Genomic DNA, 19,881 nt, shown 5'->3' on the forward strand with positions numbered 1-19,881 from the left:
TTTATTATTTTCACTCTTCGATTGTAGAATTAGTTAACATAATGTTGATTATGTCGCCTTATTTCAATTATACATTTTATCCCACATTCGCACTTGATTGCTGATATACTCTCTCAGCTCTGGCGGCCCCACAATTTCAGCATGAACCAATAGCGGCAGCACCCTCGCACAGGCCGAGCTATAATCGTACATATTCACAGTAAACAGCCAGGCATCTCCATCAGATCCGGTATTCATAACCTCCAGCCCCTGCAACATCTGCTCATTCTTAACACGGGTACGGATGACCACCGGATAGAACTCCCGCGCTCTGCTGGTCTGAACGAAGGCTTGCTCTGCTTGACTCCAGTATGCTTGGAGGGAGAAATGCTCAGGAATGGCATAGGTCTCCTCCAATAAAGTAACGGCTGTGAACCGTTCGCACTTGAATGTCCGCAGATCCCCGGCGCTCTCGCAGTAGGCGGCAAGATACCATTCCCCCTGCTTCACGATGAGTCCATAAGGCTGCAGCTTCCGCTGCGAGCTCTCCCCATTCACCTTAAGGTACTCTGCCGCAATCTTCCGTCCCCGCCACACCGCAGTGCGCAGAATCTCAAGATACGGCACCGCTGCCTGACCGCTCCACCACGGCGTATCATCGAACAGAAACCGGCGCTGCGCGGTACGAATATCCTCTTGATACGGAGCAGGCAAGCTTGCTTCCAGCTTCAGGAGCGCATTTTTGAGCAGCAGACTGGTCTCTCCTGAACCGCCCGCCGGCATTCCCATCCCGGTCAAAAAGAGCTGGACCACCTCTTCCCCATGCAGTCTCCGCAGACTCACCGTATAGCCTTCCATGAGCGAAATCCCGCCGTTCGGCCCGGTGGTGGTGACCAGCGGGATTCCAGACTCCGCCAACACATCGATATCTCTGTAAATGGAGCGGACGGACGTTTCGAGGGCGATGGACAGCTCGTTCGCCTTCATCCGGCCCCGGGATTCAAGCAGTAAAAGTATAGCAATCAATCGGTGCAGCCGCATGCGTCTCCCCCAAACCTTCTTATTCGTCATCTATTCTTGCCACTCAGTTGTCAACAATACTGCGTTAAGATGAATGTATCAAAATCAAGGAGCTGCTGCAAATGAATATTGGTATATTGGGAACTGGATTCGGGGCGTATCACGCCTCTCTGCTGAAGCAAATGGAGTTCGTGAACAGGATCGTGGTCTTCGGGAGAAATGAGGACAAGCTGCTGAAGCTGAAGGAAGAGCTGGGGGTAGAGGTTACAACGTCCATCGAGGACATATTGTCTGATCCCGAAGTGGATGTCATCGATCTCTGTTTGCCTTCTGCGCTACATAAGATCTATGCGGTAGAGGCACTGAGACGGGGAAAACATGTCTTTTGCGAGACGCCGGTTGTTCTGGAGCCTGAAGAAGGACGGGAACTGCTGGATGCCGAACAGCGGTATGGCCGCAGAATCCTCGTCAATCAATTCATCAAATTCGATTATGCCTATGAATACCTGGAACAGTCCGCCCGTGAATCCGCCTACGGCCAGCTGCTGCATGTCAGCTTCCGCAGGGAGACCGCACCGGTGTGGGGGGATCTGGGCCTGTCCGCCATCGCTGCCAATCTGATGATTCATGACCTGGATGCTATCGCGTGGCTGCTGGACACACCTGTACCCACTTCCGTCTGGGGGACCTCTGGAGGTATGGACGGTCAGGCGCTGGTTCATGCTTCTTTCGCTAAGGCCGGTGTTAGTGCGCAGTTAACCGTCTCTTCACAGATGCCGGAAGCGTACCCGTTCACGGTTGGTTACGAAGCTTATTTTGAGCGCGGCAAGCTGGTATTCCAAGAGACCAATGCTGCGAACGGAGAGGTTGAAGCCAGCCTGACCAGCTATACTTCTGAGGACAAGACGGCTATCCCGGTAATCCCGAACAATCCTTATGAGAAAAGCCTGCGGCATGCCCTGCTCTCTTTGCAGAACGGGACCCTCTCCCAACTGTCATTGCAATCTGCACTGAAGTCCGTGGATATGGCCTGTAAGCTGACGGATCAGCTTACAGCGGGCACAGTAGCTTTGTGATTATGCAGCCCAGAAGTTGGTCAATGCAGGCTTAACAAATAGCTCCTCAGAAAGTTGTATTTGGAGAGGGGCTTAGTTGGATTTTCTCCACTTGCTGAAGATCGAATCGCCCAGGATGGGGTAACAATTGGAAAAATGGCACTTCTTCAGGCAGTTTCCCCGCAAATAAGCATAATTGCCTCCAGTAGATGCTGTTTTTCCAATTGCTTAAGGAAATCTATCGGAAAGCGTTGATACAAGATACATTTTTCCACGTGTTTCAGGATTCAGGTGCGAAACCTCTCCCGGGTTGACAGCGAGAACCTGTTTTGGCAGGGGGTTGGCCTCACTTTTTCCTTTTGTTAGTTGCTAAGTTAATGTGGTGTGCCGGATTTAAGCGTAGTAATTAGGAGAGCAGGTAATTTTGTTTTCCTATTATGAATTTTTCATATAATGAAATATTATAATTATAGGGTGTAGATTTATGTTAAATCATCATGCGATGTTTGGGGCTAGACGTTTGGCGATTAATCGGTGAGGGGATATTGCTCAAGTTAACATAATTATTTTTATGTTACTTTTCAGTCTCTGCTCATTACAACTATCCCTCGTCCCCTACCCTACTCGCCTGCCGACATCGTATGCGCAAAGCGTTCCAGCTTATCCATGGACAGCCCGCCTCCTGTCTTGTGCTCCTTACCTTTTACCATACGCAGAATCCACTTGTCTAAGGCAGATATCCGGTCCGGGTAGATCTCATCGCCCATGATCTCCCTGGCAAGCGCCTTGTTGTAGATAATCTCAGGGTAAGCCTGCTTCAGTTCCTCCTCCCCCTTCTCCCCTGTCATTCCTGCACAGATGAACAATCCCAGCCGTTTGGTTAAAAGCTCTTGCTTGTGCGTTGCTGTGAATGCAGTCATCTCCTTCCGGATTCTGCCATAGTAGATGGAGCCGCCTAGGATTACTGTGTCATAGCCAGTTAGAACCGGCAACTTGCCAGTTCTCAGATTCACCACTTCGGCCGCGTTCAGCCTGGCTTGCAGCAGTAAAGCGGCTTTTTCCGTACATCCGTATTTGCTTGCATACACGATCAATATCCGGTTGCTCACTTAAGTCCGCCTCTATTCTATAGGTAATGGGCTTGCAGGTGGTGCGGGTTCCTGCGCGTTGCGCAGTACAAGAATGAGACACCAGATGACTGCCAGATTGAAGATTGGGAACAGGATCAACTCTACCATCGAGACATGAACTCCTGCCCTCAGCATCCCAATCATCATGGAGGAGATGGAGGTCAGCAGGGTGGCGGCTTTTACCAGGACGACTGGAGCCAGAAGGTAACCATAAGACTGCCTGCGGACGAGCAATGCCCCTGTCAGAACCATGAGCGGAAGCAATACAGCTAAATCCAGTGCCTGAATCACCAGCGTGGTGTAATGCTCAAGCAGAGCAGGTGCGGTTCCATTCCGCCAGCCGCCGGCAATCCGGCCCAGCCATAGCATAATAATCAGGAAGGCGATCAGCAGCAGGATGAAGCCAATGCTTACCCCCGGAAGCTTCGTCTTCATCAACACCCCCTCCCGCTCCACCGAGCGAAAGACCAAAATAAATGCAAATAAGCTGCCCGAGAACAGCAAGACGTAGACCAAAAACAGATCATTATACATGGCCAAAAAACAATATGAAGCATAGGTATAGGTGAAGTATCCGAGCGCTCCGGCCAGCAGCAACCGACCCCGGATCGTTCCTCTGAGACTCAGCAGCAGTGATACGAGCAGCAAAGGAATGCCCACCACTAAAGTAACGCCATCCTGAGCGATCGCCTGGGCTGCTGCGGACAAAGAATCATTCTTGTAGATTCCGCTTCCGTACAATTCAATCTGTTCTCCCCGGATGGATGTGTAAATTGGATGGCTCCCCCCTTTCTCAGCTCCTTCCCCTGAAAATAGCCCGATGCCTGACGCAACAACACCAAGCACTATCACCATCCACGTTAAAAAAGTAATGGTTCGTCTATGGCTCATTCTAATCCTCCTATCCTTGTGCAATATGCACCATGGCTTCTATGTGCCGGGTAATCAGAGCCTCCTTCTGCGCCTCAGGCAGATTCTCCTCCACCATCAGCCTCATAATCAGCCCGAATGCTGCGCTCCAGATGATTTGGGCGGTGAGCTCTAGCTCCCTCTCCTCACAGGAGGCCATCCCGCTGAATTGACGGAGCGTATCACAGAGACCCGCGATCCCGCTGCGTTCCAGGGCAGCCCCCTGATGCAACACCCCGGTGTGGCTAAGCACAGACGGCGAATCATTCAGCATCATACTCCGGTACTGTGAGCCTTCTGCGGTTGTGATCTTAATGAACTGTCTCAGCGTGCGTCTTAAGCGCTCTTCTGGAGATGTTTCATCCGGCGAAGCTTCTGATCCGGCAATTAGTCCGCCCATTAGCTCCCGGTAGCCCCGCTGAAGAAGCTGCTCCACAATGTCCTCTTTTCCCTGAAAATAGTGATAAATAATGCCGGCCGAATACTCCATCCGTTCAGCGATTTTGCGAATCGACAGCTGCCTGATCCCCCTCTCCGCCAGCAGCTCGCCAGCCGTAGTCAGAATCAGATTACGCATCGCTTCGCGCTCCTGCTCTTGTCTCTCTGCTTTGCCCATGATTGTTAGACTCCTTCTGTCAGGGTGTTGCTGTTCCGCTTCGTTGAACACTGTAATGGTTTTGAACATCGTTCAACTTAGATTATAGACGCCGGAACCTGGGAAGGTTGTGATTATTAATACATTACAGCAAAAAAAGCCTGAAACCCCGCAGGTGTCTCAAGCTTTCGAGCTTCGGCAGATGCTCTGCCTAATCAATATTAGCGATCTTCCACTCCCCCTGCTTATTCGGCAGCAATGAAATCTCGTAAGTGCCCTCAGTAATATAGCCCTCAGAGGTCATCTGGGTAAACTCCACATAGAAGCCCGCCCGCTTGGTTCCCTCGATAGGAATTCCGGCTACGGTCAGTTTATTGAAGCGGTAGACATTCTTCTTATCCAGCAGGAACTGCAGAGCTTCATTAAGCTGCGGTGATTGCATAGTTGCAGCAAATTTCTCTTTGTCCTTAGCTGCCCAAGCTGCAATACAGTCCAGTGTCTCCTGGAGCGCTTGCTTGTTGCCTGGACTTGTACCTACATCAGGGGCTATGAAGAACACTCCCGGCTTAATCGGGGGTTGCTTCTCCAGGTATTCCATACCACTCAGCATGGATGTGAAGAGTGGAAGCAGCTTATCGCGTTGCTCATCCTGAATATGGATCTCGGCCCGGTAAGAATCGTTATAGGCTGTGAAAATAAATGCCTCAACCCTCCGGTCCTCCTCCATCCTGCTCCCTTCATATTCCTTGAACTTCAGCAGCCTCCGGTCCGTGCCCGGCTCAAACTTCCCTCCAGCTGCATCCTTCGCAGAGCTTAGCTTAATTAACGTAATATAATTATGCTTGTCCTCTGTCCCCCATGCCGTTCTGCCATCCTGTTCAAAACGGATCATCGTCTCCGGCAGAAATACCCCGAGCGGTAAGGTCTGGTCTGCGGAATAATCCGCTTGGACATTGACGCCATCCAGCTCGTAGCCACTGCCGCTTCCTGTATACTCCCGTACTTCGGGAATCAGCGACACGGATTTAACAGCAGGCGCGGCAGTTGCAGACGGAGCCGGAACCGCGGTTGCAGGAGCAGTTATTGCAGCAGTAGCAGCTGCGGGCGTTGCTGATGCCAGATCGGTATGTTCTGCACCCGAAGAATTCTGATCCGAAGCATTGCTGCAGCCTGTGCTGATTGCTATTGCAACTGCTATACAGCCCGCTCCCCATAAGCTCATTTGCTTGGACAATCTAATCACCTCAGTTACCAGACGCTGGATACGATCCAAAGTTGCGCTGAAGCCTGCCAGGAATAGGTAATTTTATTTCTTAACCCTATTCGTATTTAATGTGCTGAAGTATTGACTTGGATTGCCTTGGCGGGAGTTGAACCGCTCCTGGAAATCACCGCCGGTGTAAGCTCCGATAACCCGGTGCCAGAAATCCCGTGCTGGAGTGTTGGCACGAATCTGTGACACCTTCCAGTTGCCGGGGAACATATCGAACAGCCGGTGTGCGGCCCAGGTCCCTACGCCGCTGCGCCGGTAGCGCTGCATTACAAAAAACTCCGTCATATAGAACTCGCCCTCCGGGTCGCGCAGCAGACGGTCGATCAGGGCAAAGCCTGCGACATTGCCATCTACAGTGAACAGGTAGGCGAATTTATTTTTACCGCTGCTCCAGTAAGCCTCAAGTCCCGGATAGGACGGGAACAATCCTTCACGGTCGACCTGCAGCTCCAGATAGCGGGTAAAGTCATACAAGTAGAACTGCATTAATCTGCTGATAATCTGCTTCTGCTCTTTAGGAACCAGCTCGATTCCAAGTTCCATTCAGGTTCACCTCAACCGTTTTTGTTTACTACCCATCATATAACTTTGTCTCATCAGGAGCAAGGTTTGCCAGAAACATGGTAAGATAGAAGGACAGCCCTCCCCTTTGGGGAAACTATAAAGAAGGTGAAACTCATCAGTATTCAAAAAGCGGCCGACCGGACAAACCTGGATCAGCGGCTGCCGCAGATGCCCTGGTTTGTCCAGCAGTTTATCGACTATAAACGGCCGGATCTGTCCCCCTCCACGCTGCTGGAGTATATCCGGGACTATGAATCCTTTTTCGGCTGGCTGCGGGGTGAAGGTCTCTCTGTAGCGGCCAGCAATGCTGACATCACACTGCTTGAGCTGGAGACCCTGCATATGGACAGCATTGTCGGCTACCGTCTGCACTTGACCACCCGGGCTGAGAATGCCAATTCGCGGGTGACCGTATCCCGTAAGCTGTCTGCGCTGCGCTCGCTGTTCCATTACTTAAGCCAGATTGCCGAGGATGAGAACTTCTACCCGCTGCTGAAGCGTAACATTATGGCCAAGGTTGAGATCAAGCGCATTCACAAACCGAAGGACACCGCCGCCAAGCTCAAAGGTAAAATTCTGGAGGACGAGGAGCTGCTGGAGTTCGTTGGCTACATCTATGAAGGATATGGCACAGCTGTGGAAGCCAATAAGCAGGCTTATTATTCTTGGCAGCTTAACCGTGAACGGGATGCCTGTATTGCCAGTCTGATCCTGAATTCCGGCCTGCGCGTCTCCGAGGTGGTTAACCTGAACGTGGATGATCTGGATGTCAACAATAAGCTGATTTATGTCTTCCGCAAGGGTCATAACGACGAGACCTTCAAGACCCCGGTCTATTTCCGGGAACAGTCGAAGGATGATCTCAGCTTGTATCTAAGCCTCCGCCAGAACAGGTACAAGACGCCGAAACGGGAAAAAGCGCTCTTCATTGCCCTGCCCAACGGCAGCAAAGAAGGCAAACGGATGACCAAACGGGCGATCCAGGAGATGATCATCAAATACGCCAAACGGTTCGGCAAGCCTTATCTGACGGTGCATAAGCTGCGGCATTCTTTTGCCACAGATTATTACCTGCAGAATGACATCTACCGGACGAAGGAACAATTGGGCCATGCTTCTACGGAGACTACCGAGATCTATGCTCATCTCACAGATAAAACGATGTCCGAGGCGATTGAACGCCGTCTGGACAATGAACCGCCGCAGTAAGCTGTATGACCGCTATGTTAATCTCATTTATTTTTTGGAGGAATACGTTTGTCAGACAATCATTCATCTACTGAATTTCCTACGAATCCCGAACTGCCGGAGCTGCAATCGGATTGCCTGAACTGCTTCGGGTTATGCTGCGCAGCGCTTCATTTCTCTGCATCCTCAGACTTCGCCATTGACAAGCCTGCCGGACAGCCCTGTCCCAATCTGCGTGAAGACTTCCTCTGCGGCATTCATACTGAGCTACGGGAACGCGGCTTCCGGGGCTGCACCGTTTACGACTGCTTCGGGGCCGGGCAGAAAATCTCCAATCTGACCTATGGCGGACGCGACTGGCGTCAGGCTCCCGAGACTGCTGGACAGATGTTCGAGGTTCTTCCCGTAATGCGCCAGCTGCATGAGCTGCTATGGTATCTGCACGAGGCACTCACGCTGCGCGGGGCCGAGACCCTGCATGATTCGCTTATCAAAATGCTGGAGCAGACGCAGGCCCTCACCCTGCTCAGCCCGGACCAGCTGCTTCAGCTCGAAGTGCCCCTGCACCGAGCTGAAGTCAACGAGCTGCTGCTGCGTGCCAGCGAGCTTGCGCGCACCGCTGCCCGCAAGCAGCTCTCTCCGGCACCGAAGCGCCAGAAGAACTATGGGCGCGGGGCCGATCTGATCGGGGCCAAGCTGCGCGGGGCCGACCTCCGCTGCCTCAGCTTACGGGGCGCGTATCTGATCGCTGCGGATCTCAGCGGCGCTGACCTGCGGTTCGCCGATCTGATTGGCGCGGACTTCCGCGATACGAATCTGCGCGGAGCCGATCTGCGGGGCAGTCTCTTCCTGACTCAGGCGCAGCTGCAAGCTGCGCAAGGCAGCCCGTCCACCAAGCTGCCGGAATCCTTAAGACATCCGGAGCACTGGGCTTGATAAGTGGAAACGGCTTTGCCGTCCTTTTAAGGACGGTACCGTTTCGGCGAGAAATAGAAGGATAATTTATAGCGTGAAACATATACATTCTTATATTTGGAGAAGAAACCGGATGATGTTCTATCCGGTTTTTTTGTGTCGTCCAGATGGTTGGTTCAACGATTTTCCCTTGCCATTTGCCTGCCGATGATTTATATTGACATGACAGCAGGTCTAAAATAAATGAGGTGAACGGATAAGATGACTCCCCGCACGAAGGAACAGAACGAAGATATCCGGCTGCGGCGGCTGGTGCAGATCCGAAAAGCAGCAGCGGACGTATTTTTGAATAAAGGGCCTTTATTAGAAATCCGGGATGTGGCTGCGGCGGCCGGTCTCGGTTATGGTACGGTCTATCATTATTACAGCAATAAGGGTGATTTGCTTCACGACTTGTTATGGGATGCGCTCGACCGGGCCGGGGAATGGCTGAAGTTCCCGCCTATGGCAGAGCCCGGGCTACCGCTAAAGATCCCGCTGGAGGGTTCTGCCGCCGGGGTGCGGCTATTGCAGCTATGGGCGGAGGATCACGCTATCTATCTGCTGTGTAAGCAGGCTGGTGAGGGATTCCCTTCCCTGCCTGAAGCCCGCTCTTCCCCGCTCACTGCCGAGTTCCGCCGGGAGGTGCTGACCCCGCTGTCCATGATGCTTGGCACTGGACTTACGGAGGAATCACTTTCTCCTGGAGGGACAGTAGTCGATGCGCCGTCTGGATTACAATATACAGAGATGCTGTTAGCCGCTCTGGTTGGCTGTGCTGCATTGTCCCTCCGCCGAGGGCAGCTTAATGAAGATGCAACGGAGATCGTCAGAGTTCTGAAACTATAAAAGACAGACAATAGTGAAAGATTAAGGAGCGAATGCACATATCATGATTATTCTTAAATCCCCCAGAGAAATTGAAGAGATGAAGCAAGCCAGCCAAATTGTTGCCGATTGCTACCGTGAAGTCTCCAAACACATTGTACCTGGAATCACTACGCTTGAAATTAATGATTTGGTAGCCAAACATATCACCAAGCTAGGTGGCAAGCAGTTCACCAAAGGCTACAACGGATTCCCTGCCGAGACCTGCATATCCATTAACGATGTGGTTGCCCATGGGATTCCATCCAGCAGACGGGTCGTGAAGGAAGGCGACTTGCTGAAGCTGGACATTGTGGCGCAATACGGGGGTTGGTTCGGAGATTCGTGCGTGAGCTACGCTGTCGGTGAGATCGGGCCGGAGGCACAGAGATTAATGCAGGTAACGAAGGAGTGCCTGGATCTGGGAATCGCCCGGGCTGTTCCGGGAGGACGGCTGGGTGACATCACATCGGCCATACAACAGCATGCCGAAGCACACGGTTATTCGGTCGTGCGCGATCTGCTGGCGCATGGCATCGGACGAAGCTTGCATGAGGAGCCGAGCTACGTGCACATCGGCACCGCAGGCAAAGGCATCCGACTCAAAGAAGGCATGGTATTTACGATTGAGCCCATGATTAACGAAGGCACATACCAAATCACCATCGACGATGATGAATGGACCGCAAGAACGGCTGACGGCAAGCTCTCCGCGCAGTATGAGCACACCATTGCAATTACTGCAGATGGACCGCTGATTTTAACAGCCCAGTAAACATTGTAGTAGAACGTTAACACATATAGGCTGGATCTAGTTGACCACTTACGAACCCTAAGAACCCTCCCGTTTCTGTCTAGGGATTGTCCCCTATTAGAAAACTGAAGGGTTTTATTTGTTACCTTTATGACCGGGTTTTGTGGTTACGGCGTTGGATGCTGTCGCGCGATTGGGTGATTCTGCTTGTTGGCTGCTGGTTAGTGTTTTGAACTTACTATTATGAATTTTTCATGTGTTGAATTTTTGGAATTTAACTACTATTGTTGGATAATTGTCTGTTGCCAGAGCTCCATTCTTCAATTTCTGCTCCAGTTCTGACTTCATTAATTCCAGCTGTTGAGTTATAGAGTGATCCCGAGGTCCTACTGTTCCAATATCCCAATATACCTTGATCTTCTAACAATTCATTTTTATTAATTATTGTTGGTGTTGTTTGGTGGTTGTTATTTGGTTGTTGTTTGGTTGTGCATGTTTCTGTTATGAATTTTTCATATGTTGAAACTTAATAATAAAGGTTTAGTTGGTTAGTCATTTGACTTATCGGCTTGCTGGCCGGTCGCTACTAGAAATGCTGAGAACTTGCCGTGCTCCTTCAGGTTAAGGGGATGCTTAAGTGCAGTTTGTACAACTAAATCTCCTGATGTCCCGCCGATAATCCGTTTAGTTGTATTTCGTGCATTTAAACTAACCTGATTCCTCGATTCTGGCCTATTCGGGCAAATTTAGTTGTACAGACTACAATTAGAGGAGGAAATCCTTGATTTTTACTGTTTTTAATTGTACTGAATACATCTATCCCTGAAAGCTCGCCTCAAGCGAACGTCCTCAAGTCCTCAAGTCATTCATCCATCCATCCGCTCGTCCATCCATCCGCTCGTCCGTCCATCCGCTTATCCATAGCCTCATCTCCCTCCTAACTGAACTCACTTCATAAGCTCTGATACTCCCCAATTCCTTTGCTTCAAATTCACCCTCGAATCTCACCCGGCAGCTTCAGCACGGTTACCTTGTCACCAGCAGATAATTGTCCGCTGTCCGGCGGGATGACGATCAGGCAGTCGCTGTCTTTGATCGTAACTGTGACGGATGACTCGTCCACGGCGGCTGGATAAACATAGAGAACTGCTTCGCGGATCTCCAGACGGGCGCGGACATAGCGGGTGAAGCTGTTGGCCCGCTCATAATTTACACCCAGCACCGCTGTCCACTCCGGCAGATACGGCTGTACTGCACCCTGCATCAGCCCGATGACCGGACGGGCAAACAGTTGGAATCCTACGAAGCATGCGCCCGGATTGCCGGATAAGGCGAGCAGGATGCTCCCGCCGCGAACGGCTGCCGTAGTGACGCTGCCGGGGCGCATGGCTATTTTATTGAACAGCATCTCTCCGCTCTGCTCACGGACCAAATCACCCATAATATCATAATCCCCGACAGATACGCCGCCGGTAGTAATCACCAGATCATAGCTCTCCAGTGCCATCTGCACCTTACTGCGGGCCAGCTCCAGATCATCGATGATTGCACCCAGCATCACGGGCTCCCCGCCCGCTTCCCGGATTAGCGCCTCCAGCATGGGTGAGTTGCTGTTGCGGATTTTGCCCGGCACTAACGGCTCGTCCACCTCCAGCAGCTCAGTCCCGGTAGCGAAGACCGCCACCTTGGGTCTGCGGCGGACAGGAACGTCCGGCACCCCGAGCGCTGCCAGAACAGCAATCTCGCCAGCGCCGATTAGAGTCCCTTCAGGAAGCACTGGATCACCCGCTCTAAGCTCCAGCCCGCAAGGCGTAATATGCTGACCCCGCTCTTGCGGCTTGCGGATACCGACATAAGTGACTCCGCCCTCTATCCGGCTCTCCGTAGCCTCCATCATAATTACGGTGTCTGCGCCGCCAGGAATCTGCGCTCCCGTCATAATGCGCGCAGCAGTGCCAGCCGTAATCTCCCTTGAGGCTACTGCGCCGCAGGGTATGACATCGATGACTTCAAGCCACACCGTGTCAGGGTCTCCTGCCGCTAAAGTATCTGCCGCAATCACGGCGAAGCCGTCCATACTGGAGCGGTCAAATGCCGGAAAGGGATGTGGTGCATGGGCAGACTCAGCCAGATAACGCCCGCTGCTGAGATGCAGGTGTACAGCTTCCGGCGCAAGCAGCGCAGCATAAGGCTTCAGCCTGCCTTGCGCCTCTGCAACCTGCAGCACTGACCGCTGAAATTTATCACTGCTGTATTCCTTGTTATTATCCCTGCTATATTCGTTGTTATATTCCTTGTTATGATGCTCTCGGTTAGTCACTGTTGAATTCACTCCTTCTGCTTCTCCGGTAGATTGCTGCTGATTAAACCAATTACGCCCTATTCTAACATGAAGGCATGGCAAAAGGGATGCACAGGCCTGTTACAAGCGCATGCATCCCTTAGTCCATTGCAATTCTATTCTGCAGTCAGCAGCGCAGCCGCAGCCCAGCTCCAATTCAAGCTTAAGATGCGCGGATCACTCTGACATCAGCCGAAAGGACGCTTTCACCCTCATAGAGCATGAACCGTCCATTCTGCCATTCCACACGCAGCAGCCGCGAATCATCCGCCTGGTATTGCCAGACATGCTGCTCCCCGCCGTTCATATAAGGCGTCTGCCCGGTAACGGCGGCATATCCTTCATATTCTTCCTCCAGATAGAAGGTCCGGTCATCCAGCTCCAGGGTAGCCGGGACCTCGGAAGGACTGTCCAGACGCCCGTCTATCGGGTGATACAATCTGTATTGCAGCTCTTCCCGCTCTTCTATATACAGATAGGCGATCCGGCTCCCGTCACGCAGCGTCAGTACAACAGCATTACGGCCACTCGTCTTCGTCCGGCCCGTCACTTCATAGGTGACCAGGGAGACCTCACAGATATCTCCGGGAGACAGGGTCAGCATGCTTGCGGGCGCTTTAGGCGCCTCCGGCTTCGAGAACAGATTGCCGATTCTTTTCCAAAGACCCAAAGCCATCATCCTCCTACAGATTGGTACGCTAATCCTTCTTCTTATCCGCGAATAAAGGCCGCTATAATCAATGCCCCCGTCACATGCAGCGAGCCTGCCATCAGGCCGTAGCCGACCTTGCCAAGCTGAGTGCCATGATCCAGTTCAAGGTTCCCCCACCGGCTGAGGAGCTGCTCTACCGTCTTCTCCAGCACGAATAACAGGATAAAAGAGACAATCGAGACGATAAGGGCGGTCCCGAGCCGGTTCGCCGCAGCAATGGATGCCGATAAAATATAGCCTTGTGACAGCAGCTTCAACACCAGCCGGGTAGTCACGGCCATATTCCCTGCCTTCAGCTCTTCCATATCATTATAACGGGTAAACAGCGAATCCACGAGCATCAGCACACACAGTAGTACTGCGCCGCTGACCGTCCATACTACCATGGACACCAGGGTATCGAAATCCATTACTCCAGCCCCCGCTTGTTCATATTTCATAACAGGTAAGACAAACATAAAGCGAAGGAGAAACCGCTGGTTCTGTCTCCCCTTCGCCTGTGGCCATCAGCCTGAAGTCCGGCTTATGCCAATATGTTATTGTTTATCGTATTGCTTCATCAGCGCAGCCAGCTCATCTTCAACCGCCTGGTCTTTGCCCAGCTTCTCGAACTCATCATCGAGCGACTTGTTGCCCGAGCTCATCTCGTTGCTGGCTTCTGCCTGTGCTTCGGCCTGCAGCATCTTGTCTTCCATCCGTTTGAGTCCGGCAGAAGCAGAGTCGGAGCTGAAGCCGCTCATCGCTTTGTTGATTTCGGTCTGTGCCTTCGCAGCGTTGTAACGGGCAACGAGTGTCTCCCGCTTGTTCTTCATCTGGGTAAGCTGTTTGCGCATTTCATCAAGCTTGCCGCGCAGGTTGTCGGCGGAAGCCTTGTTCTGGTCGAAGCTGGCCTTGTACTCTACAAGCTTGGCTTCTGCCGATTTCTTCTCTTCAAGAGCACGGCGGGCCAGATCGGCGTTACCGGCTTGAGCGGCTGCATGAGCTTGTTGATTACGCTTGTTCACGAGCGCTTCCTGCTCTTCGTACAACTGTTTGAATTTCTTCTCAATAGCGATCTGGGCAGCTACCGCTTTCTCAGCATCCTCCAGATCCTCCGTCATGTCACGAATGTACTGGTCGGTCATTTTAACCGGATCTTCAGCTTTATCGATAATCGCATTCACATTGGACATGGTCAGATCACGCAATCTTTTGAATATAGACATCGTTCATTCCTCCAAAATAAAAGTTAGTTGTTCAATGGTATCTTTTACGCAGGGAGATGGGGATCGTTTCAAAAATTTGTTCCGGCCTTCTGTAATAAATATTGCTCCACCTTATCATTCACAATATTTACGACCGCAAGGATGCCCTCTTTGCTCAGATCGTCATAGTGGATGCCCATCACAACTGTGACTGTCCGGTTCAATGCGGCAGCAGCCTTCAGCGCAATGGCTTCACTGATCGTATGCTCCTTATGATGGGGAACGGCAGAGGTCATCACCCGTGCGAATTCTCCGTCCATGTACGCCGTGCTTGCTGCACCGATATGGCGCACTCCCCCGGTAATCAGCAGCAGCAGATCACGGCCCACCTCGGTCTCGGACAGCACGATATCGTCAGGATGCACCAGATTCGTTGTCAAGCAGAACTCCCCTCCCTTTATATTAACCATAGGCTGTAGAGATCTCTCATTCTGCGGCAAAAAGATCATTGCAAACCGGCTTGCTGCCTATACAATACCACGGATCTCATCCAGTGAGGAAATATTCTCTTCCTTCATAAACTGCTGCAATTCTTCTACAAGTGTGCTGCCCGCCCGCAAATTCATGAAATTGTAGGTTCCAACCTGTATTACAGTCGCTCCCGCCATAATAAATTCAATAATATCCGTGGCTGAAGTGATGCCGCCCATGCCGATTACCGGAATGGTTACCCGGCGGGCAACCTGATGCACCATACGCAGAGCCACCGGCTTAACCGCTGGTCCGGATAGTCCCGCATAGAGGTTATTGAACACACTGCGGCGGCGGCGGACGTCGATCTTCATCCCGGAGATCGTGTTAATCAGAGAGACGGCGTCCGCCCCCTCTGCTTCACACATCACAGCCATCTCCGCAATATCCTCGGCATTGGGCGACAGCTTCACGGCCAGCGGCAGACTTGTAGCCGCCCGTACCGCACGAACCACTTCCTGCGCTGCCGGAGTCTTCACGCCAAAAGCAATTCCGCCCTCCTTCACGTTCGGGCAGGAGATATTCAGCTCAATCATATCCACGGCCTGCGTCCCGGCCAGAATACGGGCATCCGCATCCCGCTGGATCAGCTCAGCACCCAGCACGTAATCCGCCAGCGTGTTGCCGCCTAGGTTCACGATACGTGCGGTATCCAGCGTCTCCCAATACGGCAGCTCCTTGGCCAGAAAGGCCTCTACTCCCGGATTCTCAAGCCCCACGCTGTTCAGCATACCGGAAGGCGTCTCATAGACGCGGATTCCGGGATTACCAGCTTTGGCGTGAAGCGTTAGCCCCTTGCCGGAGATTCCGCCAAGCAGGGACACATCATATAACCGGCCATACTCACGGCCGAAGCCGAAGGTGCCGGAAGCCATCACAATCGGATTCTTGAAGGATACACCGGCAATCGTTGCAGTTGTATCAATAGTTGTATTAATCATGGAATAATACCTCCTCAGCCAGGAAGACAGGACCGTCTGCGCAGGCTTTGCGTTGCCCGTCCTTGCAGGAGACGCTGCAGACCAGACAAGCGCCGATTCCGCAGGCCATCCGGTTCTCCAGTGACAGATAGACGTCAGGGTGCTTACCCGCAGGATCTGGAGCGCTGCCCTTGAGCTGTGCAGCCTTCAGCATCGGATGCGGGCCGCAGACGAAGATATGGTCATACGCCGAGAAATCCACGCTGTCCAGAATCAGTCCGCCTACATCAACGGTCAGCTCAGCAGCCAGAGGACGGAAGGCTTCTGTACGGAACGGCTCACGGCTGAAGCCGAGATAGATATCACTCCCTGGAAGCTTCTGCGCACAATAATACAGCGGAGCAATTCCGATCCCCCCGCCCACTAACGCTACCTTACCTTCGACCTGCGGGAAGCCTGTGCCGAACGGTCCTTCCAGCTCCAGCGGATCGCCCGGATTCAGTCCGGCAAGGATCTCTGTTCCTTCACCTACTACGTGATACAAGAATTCAACACCGTTATCATTCACCTGATGTATGCTAAGCGGTCTGGACAGCAGCGGATAGGCTCCCCATGCCCGCAGCATGTAGAACTGACCCATCTCCCCGCTGTTCCCCCCTTCAACTGCCAGGTGGTACACTCCTTCAGCCAGCCGCTCATTACTAATTACCGTCGCCACGTTATCAAGCTCCTTCAAATTTAATCTTATTAACCATGCCTTAGAAGGAACTTAAAATCTGTGACATTATTCACAAATGATGCCCTCTATTTCTTATTCCAGATTCCGCGCAAATAAGGTACGGGCAGATCGGACGTATTAATTCCGCCCAGCGCCTCCGCAGCATGAAGTGCCCAGTACGGGTCACTGAGCATACCTCTGCCTACAGCTACCAGCTCTGCCTTCGCTTCCGTAATCACCGCCTGCGCTTCCTCATACGACTCCAGACGCCCGACTGCGATAACAGGAACCTGTAATCCGCTGCGTATGTATTCGGCAAGCCCCACCTGATAAGCCGGCCCCGCATTAGGGCCTCCATTCGAGCCTATCGGCCCTTCCCCGCCCGAGGATACATGGAACAGGTCTACCCCTGCCTCCTTGTAGCGGCGGCAGAATTCCAGCGCATAAGCTTCATCATAACCGCCCTCGACGTATTCCTTGGCGGAGACCCGCATGATTAGCGGCATCTCAGCCGGCAGCACCTCACGCACCGCCTCTACCACCTGTTCACCGAACAGAATGGGGTCTTGGCCATACTCATCATCCCGGACATTGGATAGCGGGGAATGGAACTGGTGAATGAGGTATCCATGGGCTCCATGCAGCTCAACGGTATCGAATCCCGCTTCAACCGCGCGCCGCGCCGCTTCCCGGAAGGCGATAATCAGCTCCGCAATCTCTTCACGGCTAAGCGCCTTGGGCATAGCATAGGTATCATCAAACGGTATTGCCGAAGGTGCAACCGGCGGAGCGGCATCGACGGCCTTGCGGCCGGCATGTCCGAGCTGGATGGCAACCTTAGCACCATGGGCATGAACGGCACCCGTCAGCCGCTTGAACGCCGGAATCTGCCCGTCCTCCCAGATCCCGGTGTCCCGGTTCGTGATCCGTCCATCGGGGTGAACTCCGCTCATCTCTACAATAATGAAGCCGCTCCCGCCGACAGCCCGGCTGACATAATGCACATGATGCCAATCCGTCGGAATACCGTCCTGCTTCTCAACCGCATACTGGCACATTGGAGGCATGACCACGCGGTTCTTCAGGGTCAGAGCCTTCAGTTCATAAGGTGTGAACAAATCGGTCATTCTTGTCTCCATCCTTCCCGTATCTATGATCCATTTCAGTATACAACGATTTGCGGATGTGATAAATCTTTGAATGCTCTGCTGCCTGTACGGCATAATTTCACGGCTGCTTGGAAATAACAACCCTTATATTCTAAAATAACCGGACCCGTGGTTGGAGGAGGCATCATTCCGATGAAACTGGCAATATTCCGCCGCATTGTGCTGCTCATATCCGTCATTGCCCTGGCCCTGGCTGCTCCTGCACCGGCTGCGGAGCTTGTATCTGTCTCTGCTGCTGCGGCAGATAGTCCTGCGCCAGTGCCAGCACAAGAGATCCTGCCATCTTCCCGGCCACAGGCTTCTATTGAAGAGGAAACGGCGGTACCGGCGGGATCAGCGGCCTCCCAATCTTCAGTAAGGCGCCATAAAAAAAGCAAAGGCCTCTCCCTCAGCCAGTTGCTGCGCAAATACCCGGAGACCCTCAAGACCCAGGGTCCCCGCCGCAAAATGATCGCTCTCACCTTCGATGATGTGCCTGATCCGCGCTTCACCCCGCAGCTCCTGGATGTGCTGCGCAAATATAAAGTCAAAGCTACATTCTTCGTGGTCGGCAGCCGTGCGGAGAAGCATCCCGCCCTGGTAGCCCGGATGATCCGCGAAGGCCATGCTATCGGCAATCACTCCTATAATCACCCCCAGTTCAGCAAGCTGAGTATGAATGCCTTCCGCATCCAGATTATCCGGACGGAGAATATTCTGCAGCTGCTGGCCGGATACAAGCCAAAGCTGATCCGCCCGCCGTATGGCGACATCAACGAGCCGCAGCTTAAATGGGCGAAAGCGCATGGCTATAAGATGGTGAACTGGAACGTCGACTCGCTCGACTGGAGAGGACTATCCAAAAATCAGGTCAAGCATAACATCCTCTCCCGGGCCGGCAGAGGGGCCATCATCCTACAGCATGGGGGTGGCGGCAGGGGCAGTAATCTTCAGGGAACATTGCAGGCCTTGCCCGAGATTATCAGCAATCTGCGCCAGCGCGGATACAGCTTCGTAACCGTTCCCCAGATGCTCCAGGTCAGCAAAAGCAAATAACCGCTTGATAAGCAGGGTAACAAAAAAGGAAACAAAACCGGCGAAGCTGCCTGGTTTTGTTTCCTTTTCATTAATACCTGTTATGCTTGCATTCGTGCAACATTGGTGCAACTTATCATTATCGGTTTATTCAATAATATATAAATGTACATACTGATAACCGAAATCGGCTACAAAGCTCTGGCTGCCCGGAATAAAGATATCGATCCGGTTGCCCTTGATCGCGCTCCCCATATCCGTGGCTGTAGCTACGAAAGCTTGCTTCGGAAGGCCCGGATGGGTATACCCGGTTACGAGCACCTTCGTTCCCAGCGGAATCACGCTCGGGTCAACGGCGATGGTTCCGAGCTTCAGCGTATTGCCGAAATAATCGACTGCGCCCCACTTGCCATTCTCGCTGGCTGCTGAGGAATAGGCGGAAGCCTTGACCTGCAGCACTTTGGCATAATTAAATTCTTTGCCCCAGGCTTGAACAGTGTTGGTTGCCGGCTGCACACTAAAGGCTTGAACTTCTGCAGCGTCCACAGCTTCTACTGAAGCTGCTGCAGTATTGGCTGCTGCCACAGTCTTGGCTTGAACATCACCCGGAATGGTGAATTTCAGCCCGGGATAAATATTTAGCGCTGAAATCTGCGGGTTCGCATTCATAAGCTCTTCTACACTTATGCCATAATGATTGGATAGAGTATAATAGGTTGTAGTCTCTCCAGCGATATGTACGCTGTCGGCTTGAACGGGAGCTGCGTGAAGCAAGGTGCCGAGTCCCAGTACGGCCGCCAGGGCGGTGATGGCTCTGATCTTGAGTTTCATGAATTGCCTCCTTCAATGGTGACGCGCGGTTTGTAAACTAACAGTAATGAATATATCACAACTTTGTAACCATTGGCTATGTTTTTGTGGATATTGGAAATAATTAGCCCTATTAAAGCGTTATCAAGGATGCAAATATTACATATTCTTAATCATTATGAAGAGACTCTGCA

21 protein-coding genes are annotated in these 19,881 nt (G+C 52.4%); 6 read left to right on the plus strand and 15 right to left on the minus strand.

The annotated features are described in order from the left end of the window. Nucleotides 1-63: 63 nt before the first annotated feature. Nucleotides 64-1,020: a helix-turn-helix transcriptional regulator gene (locus tag NST26_RS17230; RefSeq protein ID WP_340952433.1), complete on the minus strand. Its 957-nt coding sequence runs from the start codon at nucleotides 1,018-1,020 to the stop codon at nucleotides 64-66. A gap of 101 nt (nucleotides 1,021-1,121) precedes the next feature. On the opposite strand from NST26_RS17230, the gene NST26_RS17235 reads away from it, so the two are divergent. Continuing rightward, nucleotides 1,122-2,075: a Gfo/Idh/MocA family protein gene (locus tag NST26_RS17235; protein WP_340952430.1), complete on the plus strand. Its 954-nt coding sequence runs from the start codon at nucleotides 1,122-1,124 to the stop codon at nucleotides 2,073-2,075. Between the two features lie 599 nt (nucleotides 2,076-2,674). Here the strand turns inward: NST26_RS17235 and NST26_RS17240 are convergent. The 5 genes from NST26_RS17240 to NST26_RS17260 form a co-directional block, all read right to left on the minus strand. Next, nucleotides 2,675-3,163 carry a flavodoxin domain-containing protein gene (locus NST26_RS17240; RefSeq protein WP_340952428.1) on the minus strand — a complete coding sequence of 163 codons (489 nt, stop codon included), beginning with the start codon at nucleotides 3,161-3,163 and terminating at the stop codon, nucleotides 2,675-2,677. A 12-nt stretch (nucleotides 3,164-3,175) separates the two neighbouring features. Then, nucleotides 3,176-4,075, minus strand: a complete 900-nt coding sequence (locus NST26_RS17245) for a hypothetical protein (RefSeq protein WP_340952425.1) — start codon at nucleotides 4,073-4,075, stop codon at nucleotides 3,176-3,178. Between the two features lie 10 nt (nucleotides 4,076-4,085). Next, nucleotides 4,086-4,709 (minus strand): TetR/AcrR family transcriptional regulator, encoded by a 624-nt coding sequence (locus tag NST26_RS17250; RefSeq protein ID WP_340952423.1) that lies wholly within the window; start codon nucleotides 4,707-4,709, stop codon nucleotides 4,086-4,088. 190 nt (nucleotides 4,710-4,899) lie between these two features. Continuing rightward, complete coding sequence (locus NST26_RS17255) at nucleotides 4,900-5,922, minus strand: hypothetical protein (protein WP_340952420.1); 1,023 nt, start codon at nucleotides 5,920-5,922, stop codon at nucleotides 4,900-4,902. 72 nt (nucleotides 5,923-5,994) lie between these two features. Next, nucleotides 5,995-6,504, minus strand: coding sequence for a GNAT family N-acetyltransferase (locus NST26_RS17260; RefSeq protein ID WP_036726510.1), 510 nt, complete (start codon nucleotides 6,502-6,504; stop codon nucleotides 5,995-5,997). Nucleotides 6,505-6,639: 135 nt separating this feature from the next. On the opposite strand from NST26_RS17260, the gene xerS reads away from it, so the two are divergent. The 4 genes from xerS to map all read left to right on the plus strand — a co-directional run bounded on the left by xerS (nucleotide 6,640) and on the right by map (nucleotide 10,309). Continuing rightward, entirely contained in the window at nucleotides 6,640-7,734 is a 1,095-nt protein-coding gene (gene xerS / locus NST26_RS17265; RefSeq protein ID WP_340958041.1) for a tyrosine recombinase XerS, read from the plus strand. Nucleotides 7,735-7,782: 48 nt separating this feature from the next. Continuing rightward, complete coding sequence (locus NST26_RS17270; protein ID WP_340952418.1) at nucleotides 7,783-8,649, plus strand: pentapeptide repeat-containing protein; 867 nt, start codon at nucleotides 7,783-7,785, stop codon at nucleotides 8,647-8,649. Nucleotides 8,650-8,889: 240 nt separating this feature from the next. After that, complete coding sequence (locus NST26_RS17275) at nucleotides 8,890-9,516, plus strand: TetR/AcrR family transcriptional regulator (RefSeq protein ID WP_036726507.1); 627 nt, start codon at nucleotides 8,890-8,892, stop codon at nucleotides 9,514-9,516. Nucleotides 9,517-9,559: 43 nt separating this feature from the next. Next, the gene (gene map / locus NST26_RS17280; protein WP_036726505.1) at nucleotides 9,560-10,309 is read left to right on the plus strand and encodes a type I methionyl aminopeptidase; all 750 of its coding nucleotides are present in this window, start codon (nucleotides 9,560-9,562) and stop codon (nucleotides 10,307-10,309) included. A 970-nt stretch (nucleotides 10,310-11,279) separates the two neighbouring features. On the opposite strand, the gene NST26_RS17285 is transcribed toward map, so the two are convergent. From NST26_RS17285 to NST26_RS17320, 8 genes are all read right to left on the minus strand, one after another. Beyond that, a complete protein-coding gene (locus NST26_RS17285) occupies nucleotides 11,280-12,608 on the minus strand; it encodes a molybdopterin molybdotransferase MoeA (protein ID WP_340979531.1) in 1,329 nt (442 codons plus the stop codon). A 184-nt stretch (nucleotides 12,609-12,792) separates the two neighbouring features. Further along, complete coding sequence (locus NST26_RS17290; protein WP_036726503.1) at nucleotides 12,793-13,299, minus strand: DUF4178 domain-containing protein; 507 nt, start codon at nucleotides 13,297-13,299, stop codon at nucleotides 12,793-12,795. 41 nt (nucleotides 13,300-13,340) lie between these two features. Continuing rightward, a complete protein-coding gene (locus NST26_RS17295) occupies nucleotides 13,341-13,751 on the minus strand; it encodes a DUF350 domain-containing protein (RefSeq protein ID WP_036726501.1) in 411 nt (136 codons plus the stop codon). A gap of 126 nt (nucleotides 13,752-13,877) precedes the next feature. Next, a complete protein-coding gene (locus tag NST26_RS17300; RefSeq protein WP_036726499.1) occupies nucleotides 13,878-14,546 on the minus strand; it encodes a PspA/IM30 family protein in 669 nt (222 codons plus the stop codon). A gap of 68 nt (nucleotides 14,547-14,614) precedes the next feature. Continuing rightward, on the minus strand, nucleotides 14,615-14,965 hold the full coding sequence (gene lpdD / locus NST26_RS17305) for a prenylated flavin chaperone LpdD (RefSeq protein ID WP_340979532.1): 351 nt from the start codon (nucleotides 14,963-14,965) through the stop codon (nucleotides 14,615-14,617). Between the two features lie 87 nt (nucleotides 14,966-15,052). Next, nucleotides 15,053-15,997, minus strand: coding sequence for a dihydroorotate dehydrogenase (locus NST26_RS17310; protein ID WP_340979533.1), 945 nt, complete (start codon nucleotides 15,995-15,997; stop codon nucleotides 15,053-15,055). After that, on the minus strand, nucleotides 15,990-16,694 hold the full coding sequence (locus NST26_RS17315; protein ID WP_340940340.1) for a dihydroorotate dehydrogenase electron transfer subunit: 705 nt from the start codon (nucleotides 16,692-16,694) through the stop codon (nucleotides 15,990-15,992). The genes NST26_RS17310 and NST26_RS17315 overlap by 8 nt, the downstream gene beginning before the upstream one ends. An 86-nt stretch (nucleotides 16,695-16,780) precedes the next feature. Beyond that, nucleotides 16,781-17,821, minus strand: coding sequence for an NADH:flavin oxidoreductase/NADH oxidase (locus tag NST26_RS17320; protein ID WP_340979534.1), 1,041 nt, complete (start codon nucleotides 17,819-17,821; stop codon nucleotides 16,781-16,783). Between the two features lie 174 nt (nucleotides 17,822-17,995). Between NST26_RS17320 and NST26_RS17325 the strand changes: the two genes are divergently transcribed. Beyond that, entirely contained in the window at nucleotides 17,996-18,898 is a 903-nt protein-coding gene (locus tag NST26_RS17325; protein ID WP_340979535.1) for a polysaccharide deacetylase family protein, read from the plus strand. A 126-nt stretch (nucleotides 18,899-19,024) separates the two neighbouring features. Here the strand turns inward: NST26_RS17325 and NST26_RS17330 are convergent, their stop codons facing one another. After that, nucleotides 19,025-19,708: a 3D domain-containing protein gene (locus tag NST26_RS17330; RefSeq protein WP_209873728.1), complete on the minus strand. Its 684-nt coding sequence runs from the start codon at nucleotides 19,706-19,708 to the stop codon at nucleotides 19,025-19,027. Nucleotides 19,709-19,881: the final 173 nt, after the last annotated feature.

Origin of the sequence: Paenibacillus sp. FSL R7-0128, assembly GCF_038002245.1 — a bacterium.
Lineage (GTDB): Bacteria > Bacillota > Bacilli > Paenibacillales > Paenibacillaceae > Paenibacillus_AQ > Paenibacillus_AQ silagei.